The organism is uncultured Dokdonia sp., from assembly GCF_947492535.1.
Taxonomy (GTDB): Bacteria; Bacteroidota; Bacteroidia; order Flavobacteriales; family Flavobacteriaceae; genus Dokdonia.
Genome location: NZ_CANLNH010000012.1, coordinates 144,492 through 162,617 on the forward strand (window position 1 = coordinate 144,492; position 18,126 = coordinate 162,617).

Annotated in this window: 18 protein-coding genes; 16 read left to right on the forward strand and 2 right to left on the reverse strand. The window is 33.2% G+C overall.

The genetic code is table 11. The annotated features are described in order from the left end of the window. Positions 1-67 precede the first annotated feature (67 nt). From speD to Q1A60_RS15900, 6 genes are all read left to right on the forward strand, one after another. Complete coding sequence (gene speD, locus Q1A60_RS15875) at positions 68-460, forward strand: adenosylmethionine decarboxylase (RefSeq protein ID WP_299766940.1); 393 nt, start codon at positions 68-70, stop codon at positions 458-460. Then, positions 450-1,262 carry an ion transporter gene (locus Q1A60_RS15880; protein WP_299766942.1) on the forward strand — a complete coding sequence of 271 codons (813 nt, stop codon included), beginning with the start codon at positions 450-452 and terminating at the stop codon, positions 1,260-1,262. The genes speD and Q1A60_RS15880 overlap by 11 nt, the downstream gene beginning before the upstream one ends. A 3-nt stretch (positions 1,263-1,265) precedes the next feature. Further along, a complete protein-coding gene (locus Q1A60_RS15885; protein WP_299766944.1) occupies positions 1,266-1,751 on the forward strand; it encodes a DUF4178 domain-containing protein in 486 nt (161 codons plus the stop codon). 87 nt (positions 1,752-1,838) lie between these two features. Then, positions 1,839-2,636: a hypothetical protein gene (locus Q1A60_RS15890; RefSeq protein ID WP_299766946.1), complete on the forward strand. Its 798-nt coding sequence runs from the start codon at positions 1,839-1,841 to the stop codon at positions 2,634-2,636. Between the two features lie 168 nt (positions 2,637-2,804). Beyond that, positions 2,805-4,343, forward strand: coding sequence for a polyamine aminopropyltransferase (locus tag Q1A60_RS15895; protein ID WP_299766949.1), 1,539 nt, complete (start codon positions 2,805-2,807; stop codon positions 4,341-4,343). Between the two features lie 64 nt (positions 4,344-4,407). Continuing rightward, positions 4,408-6,189 (forward strand): PDZ domain-containing protein, encoded by a 1,782-nt coding sequence (locus Q1A60_RS15900; RefSeq protein ID WP_299766951.1) that lies wholly within the window; start codon positions 4,408-4,410, stop codon positions 6,187-6,189. A 65-nt stretch (positions 6,190-6,254) separates the two neighbouring features. On the opposite strand, the gene Q1A60_RS15905 is transcribed toward Q1A60_RS15900, so the two are convergent. After that, the gene (locus tag Q1A60_RS15905; RefSeq protein WP_089370574.1) at positions 6,255-6,533 is read right to left on the reverse strand and encodes a F0F1 ATP synthase subunit epsilon; all 279 of its coding nucleotides are present in this window, start codon (positions 6,531-6,533) and stop codon (positions 6,255-6,257) included. Between the two features lie 56 nt (positions 6,534-6,589). Continuing rightward, entirely contained in the window at positions 6,590-8,098 is a 1,509-nt protein-coding gene (gene atpD / locus Q1A60_RS15910; RefSeq protein WP_299766956.1) for a F0F1 ATP synthase subunit beta, read from the reverse strand. 13 nt (positions 8,099-8,111) lie between these two features. Here atpD and Q1A60_RS15915 point away from each other — a divergent pair, with 13 nt between their 5' ends. The 10 genes from Q1A60_RS15915 to Q1A60_RS15960 all read left to right on the forward strand — a co-directional run bounded on the left by Q1A60_RS15915 (position 8,112) and on the right by Q1A60_RS15960 (position 18,029). Continuing rightward, complete coding sequence (locus Q1A60_RS15915) at positions 8,112-8,243, forward strand: hypothetical protein (RefSeq protein WP_299766958.1); 132 nt, start codon at positions 8,112-8,114, stop codon at positions 8,241-8,243. 150 nt (positions 8,244-8,393) lie between these two features. Further along, positions 8,394-9,068: a DUF4956 domain-containing protein gene (locus Q1A60_RS15920; RefSeq protein ID WP_299766960.1), complete on the forward strand. Its 675-nt coding sequence runs from the start codon at positions 8,394-8,396 to the stop codon at positions 9,066-9,068. Between the two features lie 9 nt (positions 9,069-9,077). Beyond that, positions 9,078-12,089 carry a hypothetical protein gene (locus tag Q1A60_RS15925; RefSeq protein ID WP_299766962.1) on the forward strand — a complete coding sequence of 1,004 codons (3,012 nt, stop codon included), beginning with the start codon at positions 9,078-9,080 and terminating at the stop codon, positions 12,087-12,089. Next, positions 12,070-12,804 (forward strand): polyphosphate polymerase domain-containing protein, encoded by a 735-nt coding sequence (locus Q1A60_RS15930; protein ID WP_299766964.1) that lies wholly within the window; start codon positions 12,070-12,072, stop codon positions 12,802-12,804. Before Q1A60_RS15925 ends, Q1A60_RS15930 begins: the two co-directional genes overlap by 20 nt. A 102-nt stretch (positions 12,805-12,906) precedes the next feature. After that, positions 12,907-13,560, forward strand: a complete 654-nt coding sequence (locus tag Q1A60_RS15935; protein WP_299766965.1) for a hypothetical protein — start codon at positions 12,907-12,909, stop codon at positions 13,558-13,560. Between the two features lie 18 nt (positions 13,561-13,578). Then, positions 13,579-14,649 carry a sensor histidine kinase gene (locus Q1A60_RS15940; RefSeq protein ID WP_299766966.1) on the forward strand — a complete coding sequence of 357 codons (1,071 nt, stop codon included), beginning with the start codon at positions 13,579-13,581 and terminating at the stop codon, positions 14,647-14,649. Beyond that, a complete protein-coding gene (locus Q1A60_RS15945) occupies positions 14,636-15,340 on the forward strand; it encodes a LytTR family DNA-binding domain-containing protein (protein ID WP_299766967.1) in 705 nt (234 codons plus the stop codon). Before Q1A60_RS15940 ends, Q1A60_RS15945 begins: the two co-directional genes overlap by 14 nt. After that, the gene (locus tag Q1A60_RS15950; RefSeq protein WP_299766968.1) at positions 15,337-15,939 is read left to right on the forward strand and encodes an inorganic diphosphatase; all 603 of its coding nucleotides are present in this window, start codon (positions 15,337-15,339) and stop codon (positions 15,937-15,939) included. The genes Q1A60_RS15945 and Q1A60_RS15950 overlap by 4 nt, the downstream gene beginning before the upstream one ends. Before the next feature lie 107 nt (positions 15,940-16,046). Next, the gene (locus Q1A60_RS15955; RefSeq protein ID WP_299766969.1) at positions 16,047-16,391 is read left to right on the forward strand and encodes a hypothetical protein; all 345 of its coding nucleotides are present in this window, start codon (positions 16,047-16,049) and stop codon (positions 16,389-16,391) included. Positions 16,392-16,409: 18 nt separating this feature from the next. Next, complete coding sequence (locus tag Q1A60_RS15960) at positions 16,410-18,029, forward strand: S8/S53 family peptidase (protein WP_299766970.1); 1,620 nt, start codon at positions 16,410-16,412, stop codon at positions 18,027-18,029. Positions 18,030-18,126: the final 97 nt, after the last annotated feature.

Sequence of the window (18,126 nt, forward strand, 5' to 3'; positions counted from 1 at the left end):
TACTATATAACTATGGTATAAGTAGGGAAAGGTTTCCTGTTGTTACATATTGCTTTATATTTGGAATATGAATAAAACACACCTCGGATATCAGAAAACTATTGATTTTTATGGTTGTGATCCTGAAAAAATAAATACCAGAGACTTTATTGAACATACATTACTTAAGGCTGCAGCAATGATGGAGCTTACCGTAATTAACACAACGATTCATGAATTTTCTCCTATTGGGATAAGTGGTGTGATTGTGATACAAGAAAGTCATATTGCGATTCATACATGGCCAGAACATAAGTACGTTGCTTTGGACATTTTTACCTGTAACGACTCATATGCTCTTGAGTCTGGGATTTTATGGCTTAAACAAGCTTTTGAAGCTACCCATTATGAAGAAGAAGATATCAAAAGAGGAGGGTTAAAAAGAATAGAAGCGCTTAATGCCATGAAAAATGAAAATTAGACAGCAGATATATAACTTAATTGACGAGGATAAAAGCACCAGTAAAGCAGATGCCTTTGTTCATTATTTTATTTCTGCTCTCATTATCATTAATGTCATTGCATTGTTTTTAGAGTCCTATGAAAACATTAATGCAGCTTATAAAACACTCTTCTGGTACATTGAGATTTTTTCTATTATTATATTTTCTATTGAATACCTCATACGCATTTGGACAGCCGATCTAGAATACAAAGATGTAACTCCCTTTAAAGCAGGATTAAAATATATCTTTTCATTTATGGGGATTATTGATCTTCTTTCTGTGGTTCCCTTTTACTTACCGTATTTTATAAAGATAGATCTACGTGTTATACGAGTTCTTAGATTATTCCGTCTATTACGACTTTTAAAGTTAAATAGACACTCTAATTCTTTGCGACTTATCATAAATGTTTTTAGGCGAACAAAGAGTGATATTTTAATTACTGTTTTTATAGTTTCGTTATTACTTATTCTGTCTGCTACGTTAATGTATAATATAGAAAATGCTGCACAGCCAGAAGCATTTGCAAATATTGGCGAGGCCTTATGGTGGGCAGTAGCAACATTAACAACCGTAGGATATGGTGATATTTATCCCGTTACGGGAATAGGTAAAATTTTAAGTGGTGTTATTGCTTTATTAGGTATTGGTATCGTGGCTTTACCTACAGGAATTATAAGCTCTGCCTATATTGAAGAAATACAATACAACAGAGAAAAAAGTAAAAATAATCCATTAGAACAATGTCCGCATTGTGGAAAGGATCTAAAAAAATAGCATATGTTTGGTAACAATAATGATGTACAACTTACTAACCTTAGAGTTGGTACAACATTTAAATATAAAAACACTTCTTGGGAAGTTGTAGAAATATCTGATTACGACTGGGGTGTAGATGGTAAGAGCATAGAATATAAAATACGTTCAAAAAATACTACGGAAGCATTTTTAGAAGTAGAGCGTCATCAAGGAGGTTATGAAATATATTATAGCGAAAGTGTTATAATTCCCGAAGAGACATTAAAAGATGGTATTGCCACTAAATTTATTATCTATGATGGGCAAGAATATGAGCAGGAAGAGCATTATCGAGGTAGCTATAAAAATCAAACCTTAGGAGGAAGTTGGGAAAAAACAGAAGTTTTCATGTTTTATGCAAGTGATGACAGTATCATCACTATAGAAAAATCAAAAGATGAAAAACTTGCTGTTTATTATGGCGTTGAGGTAAAGGAGAAAGCATTAAAAAGCATAAAATCAAAATAGTAAAAATGCTACGTTACTATCGATTCTTTTAGGGAACCCAAAAAATAGTACATTAGCAATTCATATAACTCAATAATACACACACTCATGAAGTCTACATTTTATTACACCTTTATCGTGTTATTTTCGACCTTGATTATTTCTTGTGGACAGACGTCTACTTTAGAAAGCATTAAAGTCCCTGTAGAACCTTCAGAAGAAATTATACAGCAATTACAAGGAAAGGACTTCTCTATTGTATTAAATGATATGAACATTTCAGAAAAGGACAACAAACGTCTTTTTGAGCATAAATACCACATTCTTAAAGTAATAAAAGACTCTCTTGTTGTAGATTCTTTGTCTTGGAAAACTGTAAATCAATCTTTCTTTGAAAAGCACCAAGGGGATTTAGGAATGGAAATTGTTTCAAATCACAACGGAAAACTTTCAAAAACAGCACAACCTGTAGGATTTGGATGGGCTATTGGGAATCCAAAGTATGGCGAGTGGGAAGAAGTTTCTAAAACACAAGACAGTACGAGTACAGCAAGTACGACTACAAATACTAATACAAGATCTGAAAGAAGATGGCGCTCTCATGGACCAAGTTTATTATTTTGGTACTGGATGTTACGCAGGCCCACGTACCAGAGAGATTATGCTGGGTATAGAACCGCAAGCGCTGCAGGAAGATCTTACTACGGATCGCAGTCTAATGGAACATCAAAATACGGGACTAATAGTACGTATCAAAAAGCAAAACGTCCTTCATTTTTTAATAGAAGAAGGTCTAGTAATTCTTGGAAATCATACACTTCTTCGTCAAAGAAAACAAGTCGTAGCAGCTCTCGTTATAAAAGCTCTTCTTCTACACGTTCTCGTTCTGGAGGGTTTGGGAAATAAAATATAGAAGACGGCAGTCAGGTTTTAAAATTGATAAAAGAAATCGAATCCAAATATTAAATTTCAACATCAAAGTCCCGCTATTAAGCGGGATTAGTTCAGCTTCCTATTTTGAGTACGTTTTACAAACTTCTCAAAATCGAGTTTCACTAATAAAGATATTCTATATTGAGTATATCAAATAAAAAGAAATCTCTCGTATTAAAAATAGCCCTGTTTGCAACAGGCTTTAGCGGCATTGTTGCAGAATATGTGCTATCTACATTAGCAAGTTATTTCATAGGGAATGCTATTCTACAATTTACCTTAATAGTATCTATTATGCTATTTTCAATGGGGTTGGGAAGTAGAATCAGTAAAACCTTTAACTCCAATATTGTTTTCTATTTTGTTATCGCAGAATTACTCTTATCCTTATTAGTATCTTTTTCTGCCATTGCTTCTTATATGGTGTATGGCTATTCTAATAATTCGTGGATCATTATTTATCTATTATCCATTGCCATAGGACTCCTTATAGGATTGGAAATTCCGTTTGCTACTCGTATTAATGATTCGTATGAAGAACTACGTCTTAATATCTCTAATATTTTAGAAAAAGACTATTATGGCAGTCTTTTAGGAGGGTTATTTTTTGCCTTTGTAGGACTCCCCTATTTGGGATTAACATATACCCCATTTGTACTAGGACTTGTTAATCTCATTGTCTCTTTTTGGCTATTTTATGTACTGAAATCACATATCTCAAAACGACTACAGAAAATACTTTGGATTTGTTATACTTCCGTTTTTACAATTATTCTCGTCGGTTTTTTCTTTGCAAAACCACTCGTTTTATTTGGAGAGCAGGCAAAGTATAAGGATAAAATTGTCTACAGTGAACAAACTAAATATCAAAAAATAGTCATTACAAAATGGAGTGACTGGCATTCTTTATATATCAACGGAAACCAACAGCTTTCTACATTTGATGAATATCTGTATCACGAGCCTATGGTACATACTGCACTTGGGCTCACCGATACCAAAAAAGACATTCTCGTATTAGGCGGAGGAGACGGGTGTATCGCTAGAGAATTATTACAGTATGATGATATAAATACCATTACACTTGTAGATTTAGACCCTAAAATGATTGCTATTGGAAAAACGCATCCCATTTTTGCGGCGATCAATAAGAATTCGCTTAACAACACTAAAGTGACTACTATCACCGCAGATGCTTTTACTTTTTTAGAACAATCTAACAAGACATATGATGTTATTCTTGTTGATTTACCAGACCCAAATAATGTAGATCTTAATAAACTATACACGAAAGAGTTTTACACTATATGCTATAATCATCTAACAGAAGAAGGCACGTTTATTACACAATCAGGAAGTCCCTATTATGCCACCAAGGCATTTTATTGTATTGACAAAACCCTTAAAAAAGCTAACTTTCATACATTACCTATTCATAATCAAATCCTAACATTAGGAGAATGGGGTTGGATTCTAGCAAAAAAAGAACCTATACATAAAAAAGATTTAGAAGCTATTGATTTAGAAAACCTTCAGCTCAAATGGCTCAATAAAGATGTATTACCTGCCATTACTTCTTTTGGAAAACCACTCATAGATACTTCAGGAATAAAAATCAATACTATTTTTGAACCTACATTGTATTTATATTATAAACAAGGTAATTGGGATTTATACTAAATACGCTTTCGCGAAAGCAAAAAAAGAATACACCCCATTGTACATTATATTAAAATCACATATCATGAAATATCTCTTTATACTTCTCACTGCTTTTGTCACAGTAGCAACACACGCTCAAAAAGACAAAACCGCTACCTCATATACTATTTCATTTGAAAACGCTGTGCATCATGAAGCTCAAGTAACAGCTTTATTTTCAGGGATAAAAGGTAAAGAAGTTACTTTCAGAATGAGCAGAACATCTCCTGGAAGATATGCCATACATGAGTTTGCAAAAAATGTATACAATGTGAATGTAACCGATGGGAAAGGAAATACACTCAATGCGACACGTCCAGATCCATATTCTTGGAACGTAAAAGGTCATGATGGTACTATTCAGGTATCCTACACATTATTTGCCAATCGCGGAGATGGAACGTATGCTCAAATAGATGAAACGCATGCACATCTTAATATGCCTGCCACTTTTATGTATATGCCTAGCCTTGCTAACAAACCCATTCAGGTGACTTTTAAACCTCGAAAGGATTTTAATTGGAAAGTAGCCACTCAACTTAAGCGTATAGATAACAATACGTTTTATGCGAAAGATTTACAGTATTTTATGGATAGTCCCACAGAGATTAGTAACCATAGTATACGTTCTTTTACTGTAGATAAGCAAACTGTCAATTTTGTACTACATCACAACGGCACAGAAGCTGAGCTTGACACCTATTTTGAAGATGTAAAAAAGGTCGTGTTGCAACAAAAAGAAGTCTTCGGAAAACTCCCTTCGTATGATTATGACAACTATTACTTCTTAGCCTGTTACATTCCAAATGCTTCTGGTGATGGGATGGAACATAGAAACTCTACCATTCTTACAAGTACACGAAGCCTCGCTGACGGAGGCTTAACTAGAAACATGGGCACTGTATCTCATGAATTTTTTCATGGCTGGAATGTAGAGCGTATCAGGCCGCAGAGTTTAGAACCATTTGATTTTGAAGCCGCCAATATGAGTGGAGAACTCTGGTTTGCCGAAGGCTTTACAAGCTACTACACTAGTTTGATGATGTGTAGAGCTGGATTACGTTCTAAGGAAGAATATATTAAAGGATTAACAGGCACATTTAACTACGTATGGAATTCTCCAGCTCGTGCATTTTTTAATCCTATAGAGATGAGCTACCAAGCTCCTTTTGTAGATGCTGCTACTGCTGTAGATCCTGTAAATAGAAACAATACCTTTATATCCTATTATTCGTATGGAAGTGCATTAGGTCTTGCTTTAGATTTATCACTTAGAGAAAAAGGACTCAACCTAGATGATTATATGAAGCTTGTTTGGCAAAAGCACGGTAAAAAAGAAAAACCATATACAGTAGAAGACTTACACACATTATTAAAGAAATATGCCGGAGATTCATTTGGAGATTTCTTTTTCCAAAACTATATCTACAAAAGCAATATGCCTGATATGAAACGCCTTTTTGAAAGTGTAGGTGTGTCTTTGTCACAAGACGAAAGCAAAGCTTCATTTGGTGTTCCTATTGTAAATGGAGCCATTACTCGAAATACAACTATTGGAACCGCTGCCTATAAAGCAGGATTAGAAAAAGGAGATACGATTATCAAAGTAAATAATGAGGTTGTAACAAAGGATACCACACTCGGTGATATCATAGCGTCACTTTCTCCTAATAACGTCTTGAACATTACCTATGAGCGTCATGGGGTTGCTAGAGAAACATCTGTAACCCTTCAACAAGATCCTTCCTATACTATTGAGTTAGACACAACGGTATCTGATAAGAAAATATTGAAGAGACGTGATATGTGGTTGAATGCTAAGTAAGTTAAAACAAAAAATGCGAAGCTTAAAAGCTTCGCATTTTTTTATATCTAATTAAAGGAATATACTTAATCTGCTAGTACAATCACTTTATTATTATTCATTTCAATAGTTCCACTTGTAATCGCTAGAGACCATCTTCCGTCACTTTCTTTTACAAATTTATCTTCAAAACCTTCTGCTATCTCAGGGCTTCCAGCAAATTTCACTTTTCCTTCTGCAAGTAATGATACGACAGCGGCGTGATTATTTAGCATTTGGAATTCTCCATTTACGCCAGGTACTGTAACAGATGTTACTTCTCCTTTTACTAGTGATGCTTCTGGTGTTACAATTTCTAAGTGCATACTTTTTAGTTTTTCAGCAAAACAGTGTTATATTGTTTCTTTACTGTATACTTAAATTATACTTCTGCAAGCATTTTTTCTCCAGCTTCGATAGCTTCTTCAATCGTTCCTTTAAGGTTAAATGCTGCTTCTGGAAGGTGATCTAACTCTCCATCCATAATCATATTAAATCCTTTGATTGTTTCTTTAATATCTACTAATACTCCTGGGATACCTGTAAACTGCTCTGCTACGTGGAATGGCTGAGAAAGGAAACGCTGTACACGACGTGCACGTCCTACGGCCATTTTATCTTCTTCAGAAAGTTCTTCCATACCAAGGATGGCGATAATATCTTGAAGTTCTTTATAACGCTGTAAAAGCTCTTTTACATTTTGTGCACAATCGTAGTGCTCATTTCCTAAGATATCAGCTGTAAGAATACGAGATGTAGAATCTAATGGATCTACCGCTGGGTAAATACCAAGCTCTGCAATCTTACGAGAAAGTACTGTGGTTGCATCAAGGTGAGCAAACGTTGTTGCTGGTGCTGGATCGGTAAGGTCATCTGCAGGTACGTAAACCGCTTGTACAGATGTAATAGATCCTCTTTTTGTTGATGTAATACGCTCTTGCATCGCTCCCATCTCTGTTGCTAATGTAGGTTGGTATCCTACGGCAGATGGCATACGTCCAAGAAGTGCAGATACCTCAGAACCTGCTTGTGTAAAACGGAAAATGTTATCTACGAAGAAAAGTACATCTTTTCCTTGTCCTTCTCCTGCTCCATCACGGAAATACTCAGCAATAGTAAGTCCTGAAAGTGCTACACGAGCACGTGCTCCAGGAGGCTCATTCATCTGTCCGAATACGAAGGTTGCTTTAGATTCTTTCATCGCTGTTTTATCAACTTTAGAAAGGTCCCATCCTCCTTCTTCCATAGAGTGCATAAAATCATCTCCGTATTTGATAATACCAGATTCAAGCATCTCTCTCAAAAGGTCATTTCCTTCACGTGTACGTTCTCCTACTCCTGCAAATACAGAAAGTCCACCGTGACCTTTTGCAATATTGTTAATCAACTCCTGAATAAGTACTGTCTTTCCTACTCCAGCTCCTCCAAATAATCCAATCTTACCTCCTTTTGCATAAGGCTCGATAAGGTCGATTACTTTAATACCTGTAAAAAGTACCTCTGTAGAAGTTGATAAATCTTCAAATTTTGGTGCTTGACGGTGAATTGGTAATCCGTCTTCGCCTGCTTTTGGTAAGTTACCGATACCATCAATGGCATCTCCAATTACGTTGAATAGACGTCCGTATACATCATCTCCAATAGGCATCTGGATTGGTGCTCCAGTAGCTACTGCATCTACACCACGGCTTAATCCGTCTGTAGAATCCATTGATATTGTACGTACTGTGTTCTCACCGATATGTGATTGTACTTCTAGAACTAATAGTGTTCCATCTGAGTTTGTCACTTCTAGTGAATCGTAAATTTTCGGTAATTCAGCGCCGCTTTCGAATGCTACATCTACTACTGGGCCAATGATTTGTGCAACTTTACCTGTAACTTTTGACATTATTAACTATTTAATGTTTAGCAAAATATATGATGAAAAAATACTTCGTTTTTCACCGCGCAAAGATACTGTTTTCTTCTTTATAAAAAAGCCTATTGTATTTAATTTTTATGGGGAAGTTTTTGCTTTCGCGAAAGCGTATTAAAACCCTCCAAAAACAATCTGATTTTTTAGACACAAAATCTACTGCCTATCATCACAGTATGTTCATAAAACATAGAAAAATTGATAATAATTTTAGCTGGTCTAAAGAAATAAATTTACATTAGCTTCACATTAATATTACAATTGTTTTATGGATAAATTTTTAGAACAAATTTCTTTAGTTGTTGAAGATTCGTTTTCCCCTAAAGCCTATATCGCATATATTTTACTATGTGCAACACTTCTCTATTTGCTAGCAGTAGTGTATAATAAATATGGTCAATCTATTTCAAATAGAGCTCAGTTATCTAAAGTACTTATGATAGTAGGTCTTACTACTTTTATTATTATCTCTATCGTAAAATCATCTTTAGCACTTTCATTAGGTCTTGTGGGTGCATTATCTATTGTACGTTTTAGAACCGCTATTAAAGAACCCGAAGAGCTAGGGTATTTCTTTATGGCTATTGCCATAGGTTTAGGCATGGGAGCAAATCAATTACTGCCTACATTAATAGGATTTGTGGTTTTACTCCTTATTATTATACTTCAACACAAAGGGCAATCTTCTTCTATTACTCAAAATTTATTGGTTAGCCTTGAATGTGATACTGACAAAAAAACAGCTATTATTAAAGATATAAGTGATACTGTAAGCGCAAATACATCGCAAATTGAGGTAAAGCGAATAAAACACGAAGCGCGATCTGTTGCTATTAATTTTTTAGTGAAAGTAAAGTCACTAGAAGATCTAAATAACATCAATGAAAAACTAATTGCTATAGATCCTAATGTACAAGTGACCTTTATAGATAATACGCTTTAAATAGTACCAATGAAAATCAAAAAAAATACTTCTGCAAAAGTAAAACCCTTTACGGTCGTTGCCATTATAGGGGTATTCCTTTTGAGTTTTTTTGCGCTTACTACAACCAATAACGATACTAAAGAAAAAAATACGACAACCTCTGATTTATTAGGAAAACGTACTTCTATTTATGGATTGAAGTTAAATTATGAAAATTTACTTAAGGAAGATAAAGGAAAGATTTTCGAGAATAGAGATCTTAAGATTTATGCGGTAAATAAATCCGGAATAGCAAAAGTTATTTATGCGTATAAGCATAAGCCTGAAGGTCGAGAAATTACAGATAATTTTTTCTTACATCTATATCTTAAAGATTCTACCAAACTTATGGGGAATGCTCGATTTGTAAACGTTGATTTTTTTAAGATGCCTAAAATGGTAATGAGTAATAATAAAGAATATTACGTGTATCATAAAGATTTGATTAGCTCAAATTATTTAGGAAAGGAAGTGCCTTTAATTGAAATAGACCATATACGTACAGGACGAAATAAGCCTAAATTTGATAGGTCTTTAGATCTTGGACAAATACCTATAAAAGATATCCCTGCGATAGAACTTGAAAGTGATTTAATGAAAATACAGATCACCACTAAGAAAAAAGATTTTAATAAGATCCTTGCAAAAAGAGACGAAGCACTTGCTATTGGAGTACTATCAACTCAAGATGATGATCTTATTAAAGGAAAAATAGCTTCTAATGATGGTGTTCAAAAAGATATAGAGTTACGATTAAAAGGAGATTGGCCTGACCATTTAAGACACAAGAAAAAATGGTCTTACCGTATCATTCTAAAAAATGGCGAAACCTATAATGGAATGCGCAAATTTTCTGTACAACATCCTAATGTTCGTAATTATCTATGGGAATGGCTAATAAACAAAGTTATAAGAGATGAAGGTATCATAGGCTTACGTTATGACTTTGCAGAAGTAACTATGAATGTAAAAGACGATCAAAAAACAGACACCATAGATATGGGTGTTATGGCAGTAGAAGAATCTTTTGATAAAATACTTATAGAAAATAACAAGAAAAGGGAAGGAATCATCGTTGCTTTTGATGAATCTGTTTATTGGTCTGATGTTAAGAAAGAAAGAGAACTCAATTTAGATCGCGATTCTTACTCTAAAAAAATTCGAAATATTAAAAGTGCTCCTATTAGAGTCTTTAATGAAAATAAAGTGCTTGCTGATCCGAAGCTTTTAAAACAATTTGAAACTGCAAAAGACCTATTAGATGGTTTAAGGCTAGGAAAATATAAAGCTTCTGAGGTTTTTGACTTAGACAAGCTAACTACTTTTGTTGCTATCAATAACCTTTTTAATGGATACCACGCTTTAATATGGCATAATTTACGCATCTACTACAATCCCATTACAGGAAAGCTAGAACCGATCTCTTTTGACTCTACAAGTGGGAAAAAAATGAAAGAGATTACACATTATCCTTTTACAGAGGGAGATTCTGTGTATCATGAAATGGTAAGAGAGAAACTCTTACTAGTTAGTAGCACTGAGTATATAAACAATTTCCTGGCTAGACATAAAACAGAACTTACCAAACTAAACACTTCATTATTTACCGAATATGATCAATTTATTGAGGAAGAGACCCTAGAATATAATAGCAACTTTATCAAAAAAAAAATTGATCCGTCGTTATTAATCACCTCTAGTCTTATTGATTATAGTGAAAACACTATGGATATCTTAGTTCATAATCTGAGTGAATATCCTGTAGTCGTTTCTGAACTTCAGCATAAAGATGGTCAAAAACTTAGTACGAATCAAACTATTAAACCACTACTAACTGATTCAACACAATTAATTCGTTTTGAATTAGATGAAAATTTTGTCAATGCTTTTGTTTCAAAAAAAAATAAAAAAGGAAGCTTTCAATTCCCAAAAGATGTCAAGAAACTAAAAGTTATACATCATACACCTGGCATTAATACAAATAGACATTCTGAAGTGCAGCCTTATGGAATTAATCAAGAATTAGATAAAAGTGTAGCCTATTATAAGAAACAGAAAACAGAAAACTTCCAAGAGTTTTCTTTTATAGAAGAATTAGAAGAGAATATTCTTGTATTTAAAGAAGGATCGCACGAGATCACAAAAGACCTTATCATTCCTGCAGGATATACAATACAAGTATCTCCTGGATGCATGTTAGATTTTAAGAATGAGGCTTCTTTACTTTCATATGCAACATTCATAAGTAATGGAACTAAAGAAAAGCCTATCAAGTTTTATTCATCAGATGGTACTGGCAGAGGAATTTTTATTTCGAATGCCGCACAGCAATCTCAAGTACATTATAGCACGTTTGACAATCTTTCAAATCCAAAATCAGATATCTGGGAAGTGTCTGGCGCAGTCAATTTTCACGAAAGTGAAGTTATCATTACAAACGCTGTATTTAGCAATAATAGATGCGAAGACGGACTGAATATTATACGTTCTTCATTTACGATGACAGATACCAGGTTTGAAGGCACCCAGTCTGATGCATTTGATGGTGATTTTGTAACAGGTACATTAGAACGATGTACTTTTATAAATGCAGGAAATGACGGTATTGATGTATCTGGATCTGAACTTTATATAAAAGATATTACGGTAAAAAATCCATCAGACAAAGCCATAAGTGCTGGTGAAAACAGTACCATTACTGGACAAGACATTAAGGTCTCTGGCGGAGAAATAGGTGTGGTAAGCAAAGATCTCTCTAAGGTGGCACTTACTAATGTAAGTATCATAGACACGCGATTGGGTATTTCTGCTTTCCAAAAAAAATCAGAATATGGCGTTGCATCTATCGCGATTAACAATCTTACGTTAAAAGGCTATAAGCGTAATTATTTGATTGAAAATAAATCAATCCTCATGATAGATAATGTTGCTGTCGAAACAGTAGACAATAACGTAATTGATCAAATGTACGGAAAGGAATATGGGAAAAGTAGTCGTTAAATCTACACAAGCAATTGCTTCAGAAAATCTTCGATACGAACGTAAGTTTGTATATGACACAGGATCTCCTGAAGATATTATAGATGCATTTGTGCTTTCTAATTCTTTTTGCTTTCGCGAAATTTTTCACCGTCGTACAGTCAATAATATCTACTATGATGATCAAGCCATGAGCTTTTATCATCAAAATGTTTCTGGAGATGAACTTCGCGATAAATACCGACTCCGATGGTATGGGGATGCCTTTGAATCTATTGAGAACCCTGTTCTTGAAATTAAAAAGAAATATGGTAGTGTTGGAGATAAGTTTTCTTTCGCTTTAAGCGAAAAAACCTTTAACCTAAAAACGCTTTCAACTAAAGAGATTCAAGAAAACATAGTTCAAGCTATTGAAGAAAAGCATACCCCAGAACTAGCATTAAAACTAGCTAATTTAGCTCCTTCTTTATATAACTCATATGAACGAAGGTATTTCTTATCAGATTGTGATACGTTTAGAATCACCATTGATTATAATATGACTTTTTATAATCCTCATTTTGCTAATTACGAAGTATCTAAAGCACAATTACCTGATGTTGTTTTAGAATTAAAATATAAAGTTCCTCACGATAAAGAGAGCCGAAAACTTACGCAACAATTTACAGCACGATTATCTAAAAATTCAAAATATGTAAGAGGTATACATCTTATACATCACCAGCAAAATAACTAATTAGAAAATTGTTTGACATTAGTTGCCTTGTGTTTGTCGAAATTTATTGTTGATCAGGCTAAGAATGATGAGTTTGGTCAAAACTTTTAAAATTCATACACTATGAAGTCTAAGGCACTTATTTTATTAGCATCCGTTTTACTTTTAAATTCTTGTATTGTAAAATCACTTCAACCTTTTTATACAAAAGGAGACATCTCATATATTGAATCACTTATAGGAAAATGGACAGATCAAAAGAACAATACATGGGTTGTAACTTCTTTAAGAGAAGAATTCACTAAAGACCAGAAAGAAGGGGTGAAATTATCTGAAGAGGATAGAAAAGCTTTTGAAACCTATAAAGATGGATACCTGATCACTTACACAAGAAAAAATAAAAAAGCCGTTTTTATTGCCATGCCATTTAAAATAGAAGGGCAGTATTTCTTAGATTTCATTCTTTTTGACTTTGACACTGAAAGCATTAACAATTTAGCGGCAAGCCATCTTATAAAAACGCATTCAGTTGCAAAAATAGAACTTGACAACAACAAAAATGCTTCATTTTTATGGCTTACTGAAGAACATCTAAAAAATTTATTTAAGACGGATAAGCTACGTTTAAAACATGAAATCATAGGACCCGACGAAGCACTTCTTTTAACTGCATCATCACAAGAGTTGTCTGCATTTTTAAAAAAATACAATACCTCTTCTATTAAAGACAAATGGAAATCTTCAGATACAATGACATTAACTAAAAACACGCTTTAAGCCAATACTCTATTCTGAATGCAACCATTTAATTTTAAAACATTCATTAAGAAAAATAATTACCACAGACCACTTCTTTTTAATGGTGTACTGTGGTTACTTGCTTTTGTTATTTTACTATTTATTTTTTCCAAAGGGAAAACTCCAATAAAAGTAGATTATCTCTATACTTTTGTGTTTCTACTTTTTATGGTAATTCCAGTTACTATCAATTTTTACATCCTAATTCCTCGATTTTTGCAACTTGAAAAATACAGCACGTATTTCATTGTGTTTATTTGTAATCTACTTTTTTTCTCTACAATCTGCATCTTCTTTTTTCAATCGTTATTAGATTATCTATTTTCTGATTTCTTCTTTGTCTCTTACGTATCTATAACAAATGGCTATACGATATTCAGTATTTTTCTAATCACAACCACGCTTTTAAAATTGGCAGAAGATTGGTTTTATTTTAATACAAATGAAAACAGAATTTTAAAGCTTGAAAATCAACATATACAGACACAATTATCTTCATTACGATCACAAATAAATCCGCATTTTTTATTCAATTCTTTAAATGTGATCTATGCCATGGCTCTTGAAAAAGAAGAAAATATCACAAAAGCCATTGTAGAACTTTCTGACGTATTACGTTATGTAATTTATGATGCTAATACAGAGCGTGTGACTTTAAAAGAGGAAATACATCTCTTACAAAATTACATTGCTTTTCAAGAGTATCGCACTCACACTGCCCATATCGTTAATTTAAAAGTAGATGTTCAAGATGAATCCTTTAAGATATACCCCATGCTATTATTGCCATTATTAGAGAATAGTTATAAATACGGAATTCTTGACACCAATACGAGCGGATCAATACAAATAGTATTATTTCAATCTGGTAATCAGTTTAAATTTATAATACAGAATACAATAAACACTTCTATAAAAAACAACTTAGATGATGCCTATTCAGGTGTAGGCATAGAAAATCTTAAGAATAACTTACTTTTGGTATACCCAGAACAACATCAATTTATTGTAGAAAATACCCTTGATACATTTAAGGTAACTATTGAAATTACTGATGAAGATTTATAAAGACAAAAATATACGTTGCCTTATTATTGATGATGAGATCTCTTCTCAACGTGTATTGCAACACTTTATTAAAGACACTGAAGTTTTAGAATTAAAGCAAACATTTACTAATACCTCAGAAGCATTTAAATATTTGCAATTACACGGCGATATAGATCTTTTATTTTTAGATATTAATATGCCGCAACAATCAGGCTTAGATTTCTACAAAGGATTACAGCATCCTCCTGCTGTTATTTTCACTACTGCTTATCCGCAATATGCAGTAGAAGGTTTTGAAGTAAACGCTATTGACTATCTATTGAAACCCATTGCTTATGATCGTTTTCTAAAAGCAATAAACAAAATTCTAAATAGCACATCTCGCTCAGAAAATAGTAATGATTTTATTGTACTAAAAGAGAACAAAGCATTGCACAAAGTTTTCTTTAAGGATATTCAATATATAGAAGCTTATGGAGATTATGTGAAAGTGATTTTAGAAGAAAAAGTTATTGTCACTCATAGTACATTCTCTAGATTTATAGAAAGTCTACCTGACTATTTTATCCGTACACATAAATCATTTAGCATAAACTTAAAAAGGTTAAATCACCTTTCGGGAAATCAAATACTATTAGATTCCCATACAATACCCATTGGTCAAACCTATAAGGCGAATGTCTTAAAAGCTCTTAATTTTCAATCATGATTCTACGCATATTTTGCATCTTATTTGTAGCAATACTTTTTACACACTGTACTTCTGAAAAAGACATTTATACCACGCCTGCATTTTCCAAGAATGGAACGCTACACTGTGTTATAGAAATCCCTGGAGGGACTAATAAAAAAATAGAATTTAACTCTAAAACTAACTCTTTTGAAATAGATCAGAGAAATGGAGTTGATCGTGTTATTTTATTCTTACCATACCCAGCCAATTATGGATTTATCCCTTCTACAGTTTCAGATAAGTCCCAAGGAGGCGATGGAGATGCACTAGACATTCTTCTCATTTCAGAATCAATGCCTACCGGTTCAATTGTGGAAGTCATTCCTATAGCAATGCTCAAATTGTTTGACAATGGAGAATATGATTACAAAATTATTTGTATTCCAAGCGATCCTAAAAAACGTATTATAGACGCAACACATTTTGATGTTTTTTCAGAAAAATATACGCATGCAAAAGACATTATAGAATCTTGGTTTTTACATTATGACATCGGAGGTGACACATTAATTAGTAAGGGCTGGGGTGATGAAAAAGAAGCACTAGAAGAAATTACTAAAAGCTTAAAACGTTAGCTTTTGTATGAATAAGCTTATGACACAGTAAATTAATAAGGTAAATTTAGAAAATAGACTTAGGGATTTTAGCTTTAGTGTTGTTCTATATACAGAAACCAACCAAAATGACCACAAAAAAACCTCTGTTAATTTCATACATATACTCTATTCCTATGTGTGTGATTATTTTACTCACCTATTCTTGTAAGACAAAAAGCAAAGAATTAGTTCCTCCTCAAAATAACACTGTCATTGTTGACTTAAAAAAAACTGCTACTCCGAATCAGATCATATCTGAATTCAATACTATCTCTTTAAGCGAAATAAAAAAACTAAGTAACGCACTTAATATATACCTTTTTTCTTTTGACGCTAATCAAATTGATATCGATTCTTTAATCGTAAAATTAAAGAAATCTGATCATGTTGAAAATGCACAATCAAACAAAAAAACAAACACAAGAAATTAACCACTGAAAATTAATCCTATGAAAAACACAATTACTTTACTTTTATTATTTATTGGAATACACATAACAGCACAAGAAACCAATTTTGTACAAGGAGATATTCTTATCCAACTCAGAAAGGATTACACAGTAGCTGATTTAACTAATGATAATAGCAATATTACTATTATCTCTTCAAAACTAATTTCTAAACCTTTAAATATCTACAAACTTCATGTTGATACTGCTATAAAAAATGAACAAGAACACATTTCAGATTTTAATCGAAGTCTTGATGTCTTAACTGTTCAACTTAATCATTATACGTCTTCTAGAGCAACAACACCAAATGATGCTCTTTTTGGGCAGCAATGGCAATATTTTCAAGAGAACGATAGAGATATTGATGCTGATGAAGCATGGGATGTAACAACAGGAGGTAGTACTATGAATGGTGATGTTATTGTAGCTGGTGTAATAGACGGAGGTTTTAATATAAATCATCCAGATTTGATTGAAAATTTATATACAAATACTGCAGAAATACCTGACAATGATATAGACGACGACGAAAACGGATATGTAGATGATGTTAATGGTTGGAATGCCTTTAATAGTTCTGGAGTACTATTTGGTGCAAACTTTGATGATGGTCATGGAACTGCTGTACAGGGTATTGTTGGAGCTAAAGGTAATAACGACATAGGAGTCGCTGGTGTAAACTGGGATGTTAAAGTGATGACTATAAGTGGCTCAAGTGGAAATGAATCAATTGTTTTAGAAGCCTATTCTTACATTTTAGAAAGTAGGATGTTATACAATGAAACTAATGGAGAAAGTGGTGCTTTTGTCGTTACGACGAATGCTTCTTTTGGCATTGATTTTGGACAACCAGAAAATTCTCCTTTATGGTGTGCAATGTATGATACGCTAGGTCAAAATGGTATTTTAAGTTGTGGAGCAACTATTAATGGTAATCAAAATGTAGATGTAGTGGGTGATGTCCCTACTGCATGTCCAAGTGAGTATTTAATTGCTGTTACAAACACAAATATCAATGATGTAAAAATTAATAATGCAGGTTTTGGACTTGAAACCATAGATTTAGGAGCTCCAGGACAAGGAACCTTTACGACTAGTTCAAATAGCTATGGTGGTTTTGGAGGAACTTCTGCAGCAACACCACATGTAACAGGTACTATTGCCCTACTTTACAGTGCTCCATGTCAAACACTTGCAGATTTAGCATTGAGCGATCCTCAGCTAGCTACAGAAATAGTAAGAGATTTAATTCTTAATAACGTAGACCCAAATACTTCACTTGAAGGAATTACTGTAACTGGAGGGAGGCTTAATGTCAATAATAGTATGATAGATCTTATTAATAATTGCGACACGCTGCTTGCTATTAAAGATAATCTTCTAGAAGATAGACTTACGCTTTACCCTAATCCAGCCAAAGACATTCTTAATATAGAACTACCACAAAGTATTACTATAGAAGCCGCTTCTTTATATAATCTACAAGGTCAAAAATTAGCAAATACAGCAGTACTTAATAATAGTATTAATATTGCTAACTTAAGTAAAGGTGTATATATACTTACATTAAAAACTACCACAGGAACTAGTTTCCACAGAACATTTATTAAGGAGTAATTACATTAATTAAATATCTTTGTCTAGTCCTAACTAATCGATACAGATTATTAACGGATTAAATTTATTAATTAAAGCTGAACAATGATATCATTGT

Excerpts from the sequence above, each read along its gene's own strand:
- Q1A60_RS15925 (WP_299766962.1), top strand. The coding sequence starts at position 9,078 with ATGAAAATCAAAAAAAATACTTCTGCAAAAGTAAAACCCTTTACGGTC.
- Q1A60_RS15885 (WP_299766944.1), top strand. The coding sequence starts at position 1,266 with ATGTTTGGTAACAATAATGATGTACAACTTACTAACCTTAGAGTTGGT.
- atpD (WP_299766956.1), bottom strand. The coding sequence starts at position 8,098 with ATGTCAAAAGTTACAGGTAAAGTTGCACAAATCATTGGCCCAGTAGTA.
- Q1A60_RS15960 (WP_299766970.1), top strand. The coding sequence starts at position 16,410 with ATGAAAAACACAATTACTTTACTTTTATTATTTATTGGAATACACATA.
- Q1A60_RS15900 (WP_299766951.1), top strand. The coding sequence starts at position 4,408 with ATGAAATATCTCTTTATACTTCTCACTGCTTTTGTCACAGTAGCAACA.
- Q1A60_RS15955 (WP_299766969.1), top strand. The coding sequence starts at position 16,047 with ATGACCACAAAAAAACCTCTGTTAATTTCATACATATACTCTATTCCT.
- Q1A60_RS15890 (WP_299766946.1), top strand. The coding sequence starts at position 1,839 with ATGAAGTCTACATTTTATTACACCTTTATCGTGTTATTTTCGACCTTG.
- Q1A60_RS15915 (WP_299766958.1), top strand. The coding sequence starts at position 8,112 with ATGTTTAGCAAAATATATGATGAAAAAATACTTCGTTTTTCACCGCGC.
- Q1A60_RS15920 (WP_299766960.1), top strand. The coding sequence starts at position 8,394 with ATGGATAAATTTTTAGAACAAATTTCTTTAGTTGTTGAAGATTCGTTT.
- Q1A60_RS15935 (WP_299766965.1), top strand. The coding sequence starts at position 12,907 with ATGAAGTCTAAGGCACTTATTTTATTAGCATCCGTTTTACTTTTAAAT.
- Q1A60_RS15880 (WP_299766942.1), top strand. The coding sequence starts at position 450 with ATGAAAATTAGACAGCAGATATATAACTTAATTGACGAGGATAAAAGC.
- Q1A60_RS15945 (WP_299766967.1), top strand. The coding sequence starts at position 14,636 with ATGAAGATTTATAAAGACAAAAATATACGTTGCCTTATTATTGATGAT.
- Q1A60_RS15930 (WP_299766964.1), top strand. The coding sequence starts at position 12,070 with ATGGGAAAAGTAGTCGTTAAATCTACACAAGCAATTGCTTCAGAAAAT.
- Q1A60_RS15905 (WP_089370574.1), bottom strand. The coding sequence starts at position 6,533 with ATGCACTTAGAAATTGTAACACCAGAAGCATCACTAGTAAAAGGAGAA.
- Q1A60_RS15940 (WP_299766966.1), top strand. The coding sequence starts at position 13,579 with ATGCAACCATTTAATTTTAAAACATTCATTAAGAAAAATAATTACCAC.
- speD (WP_299766940.1), top strand. The coding sequence starts at position 68 with ATGAATAAAACACACCTCGGATATCAGAAAACTATTGATTTTTATGGT.
- Q1A60_RS15950 (WP_299766968.1), top strand. The coding sequence starts at position 15,337 with ATGATTCTACGCATATTTTGCATCTTATTTGTAGCAATACTTTTTACA.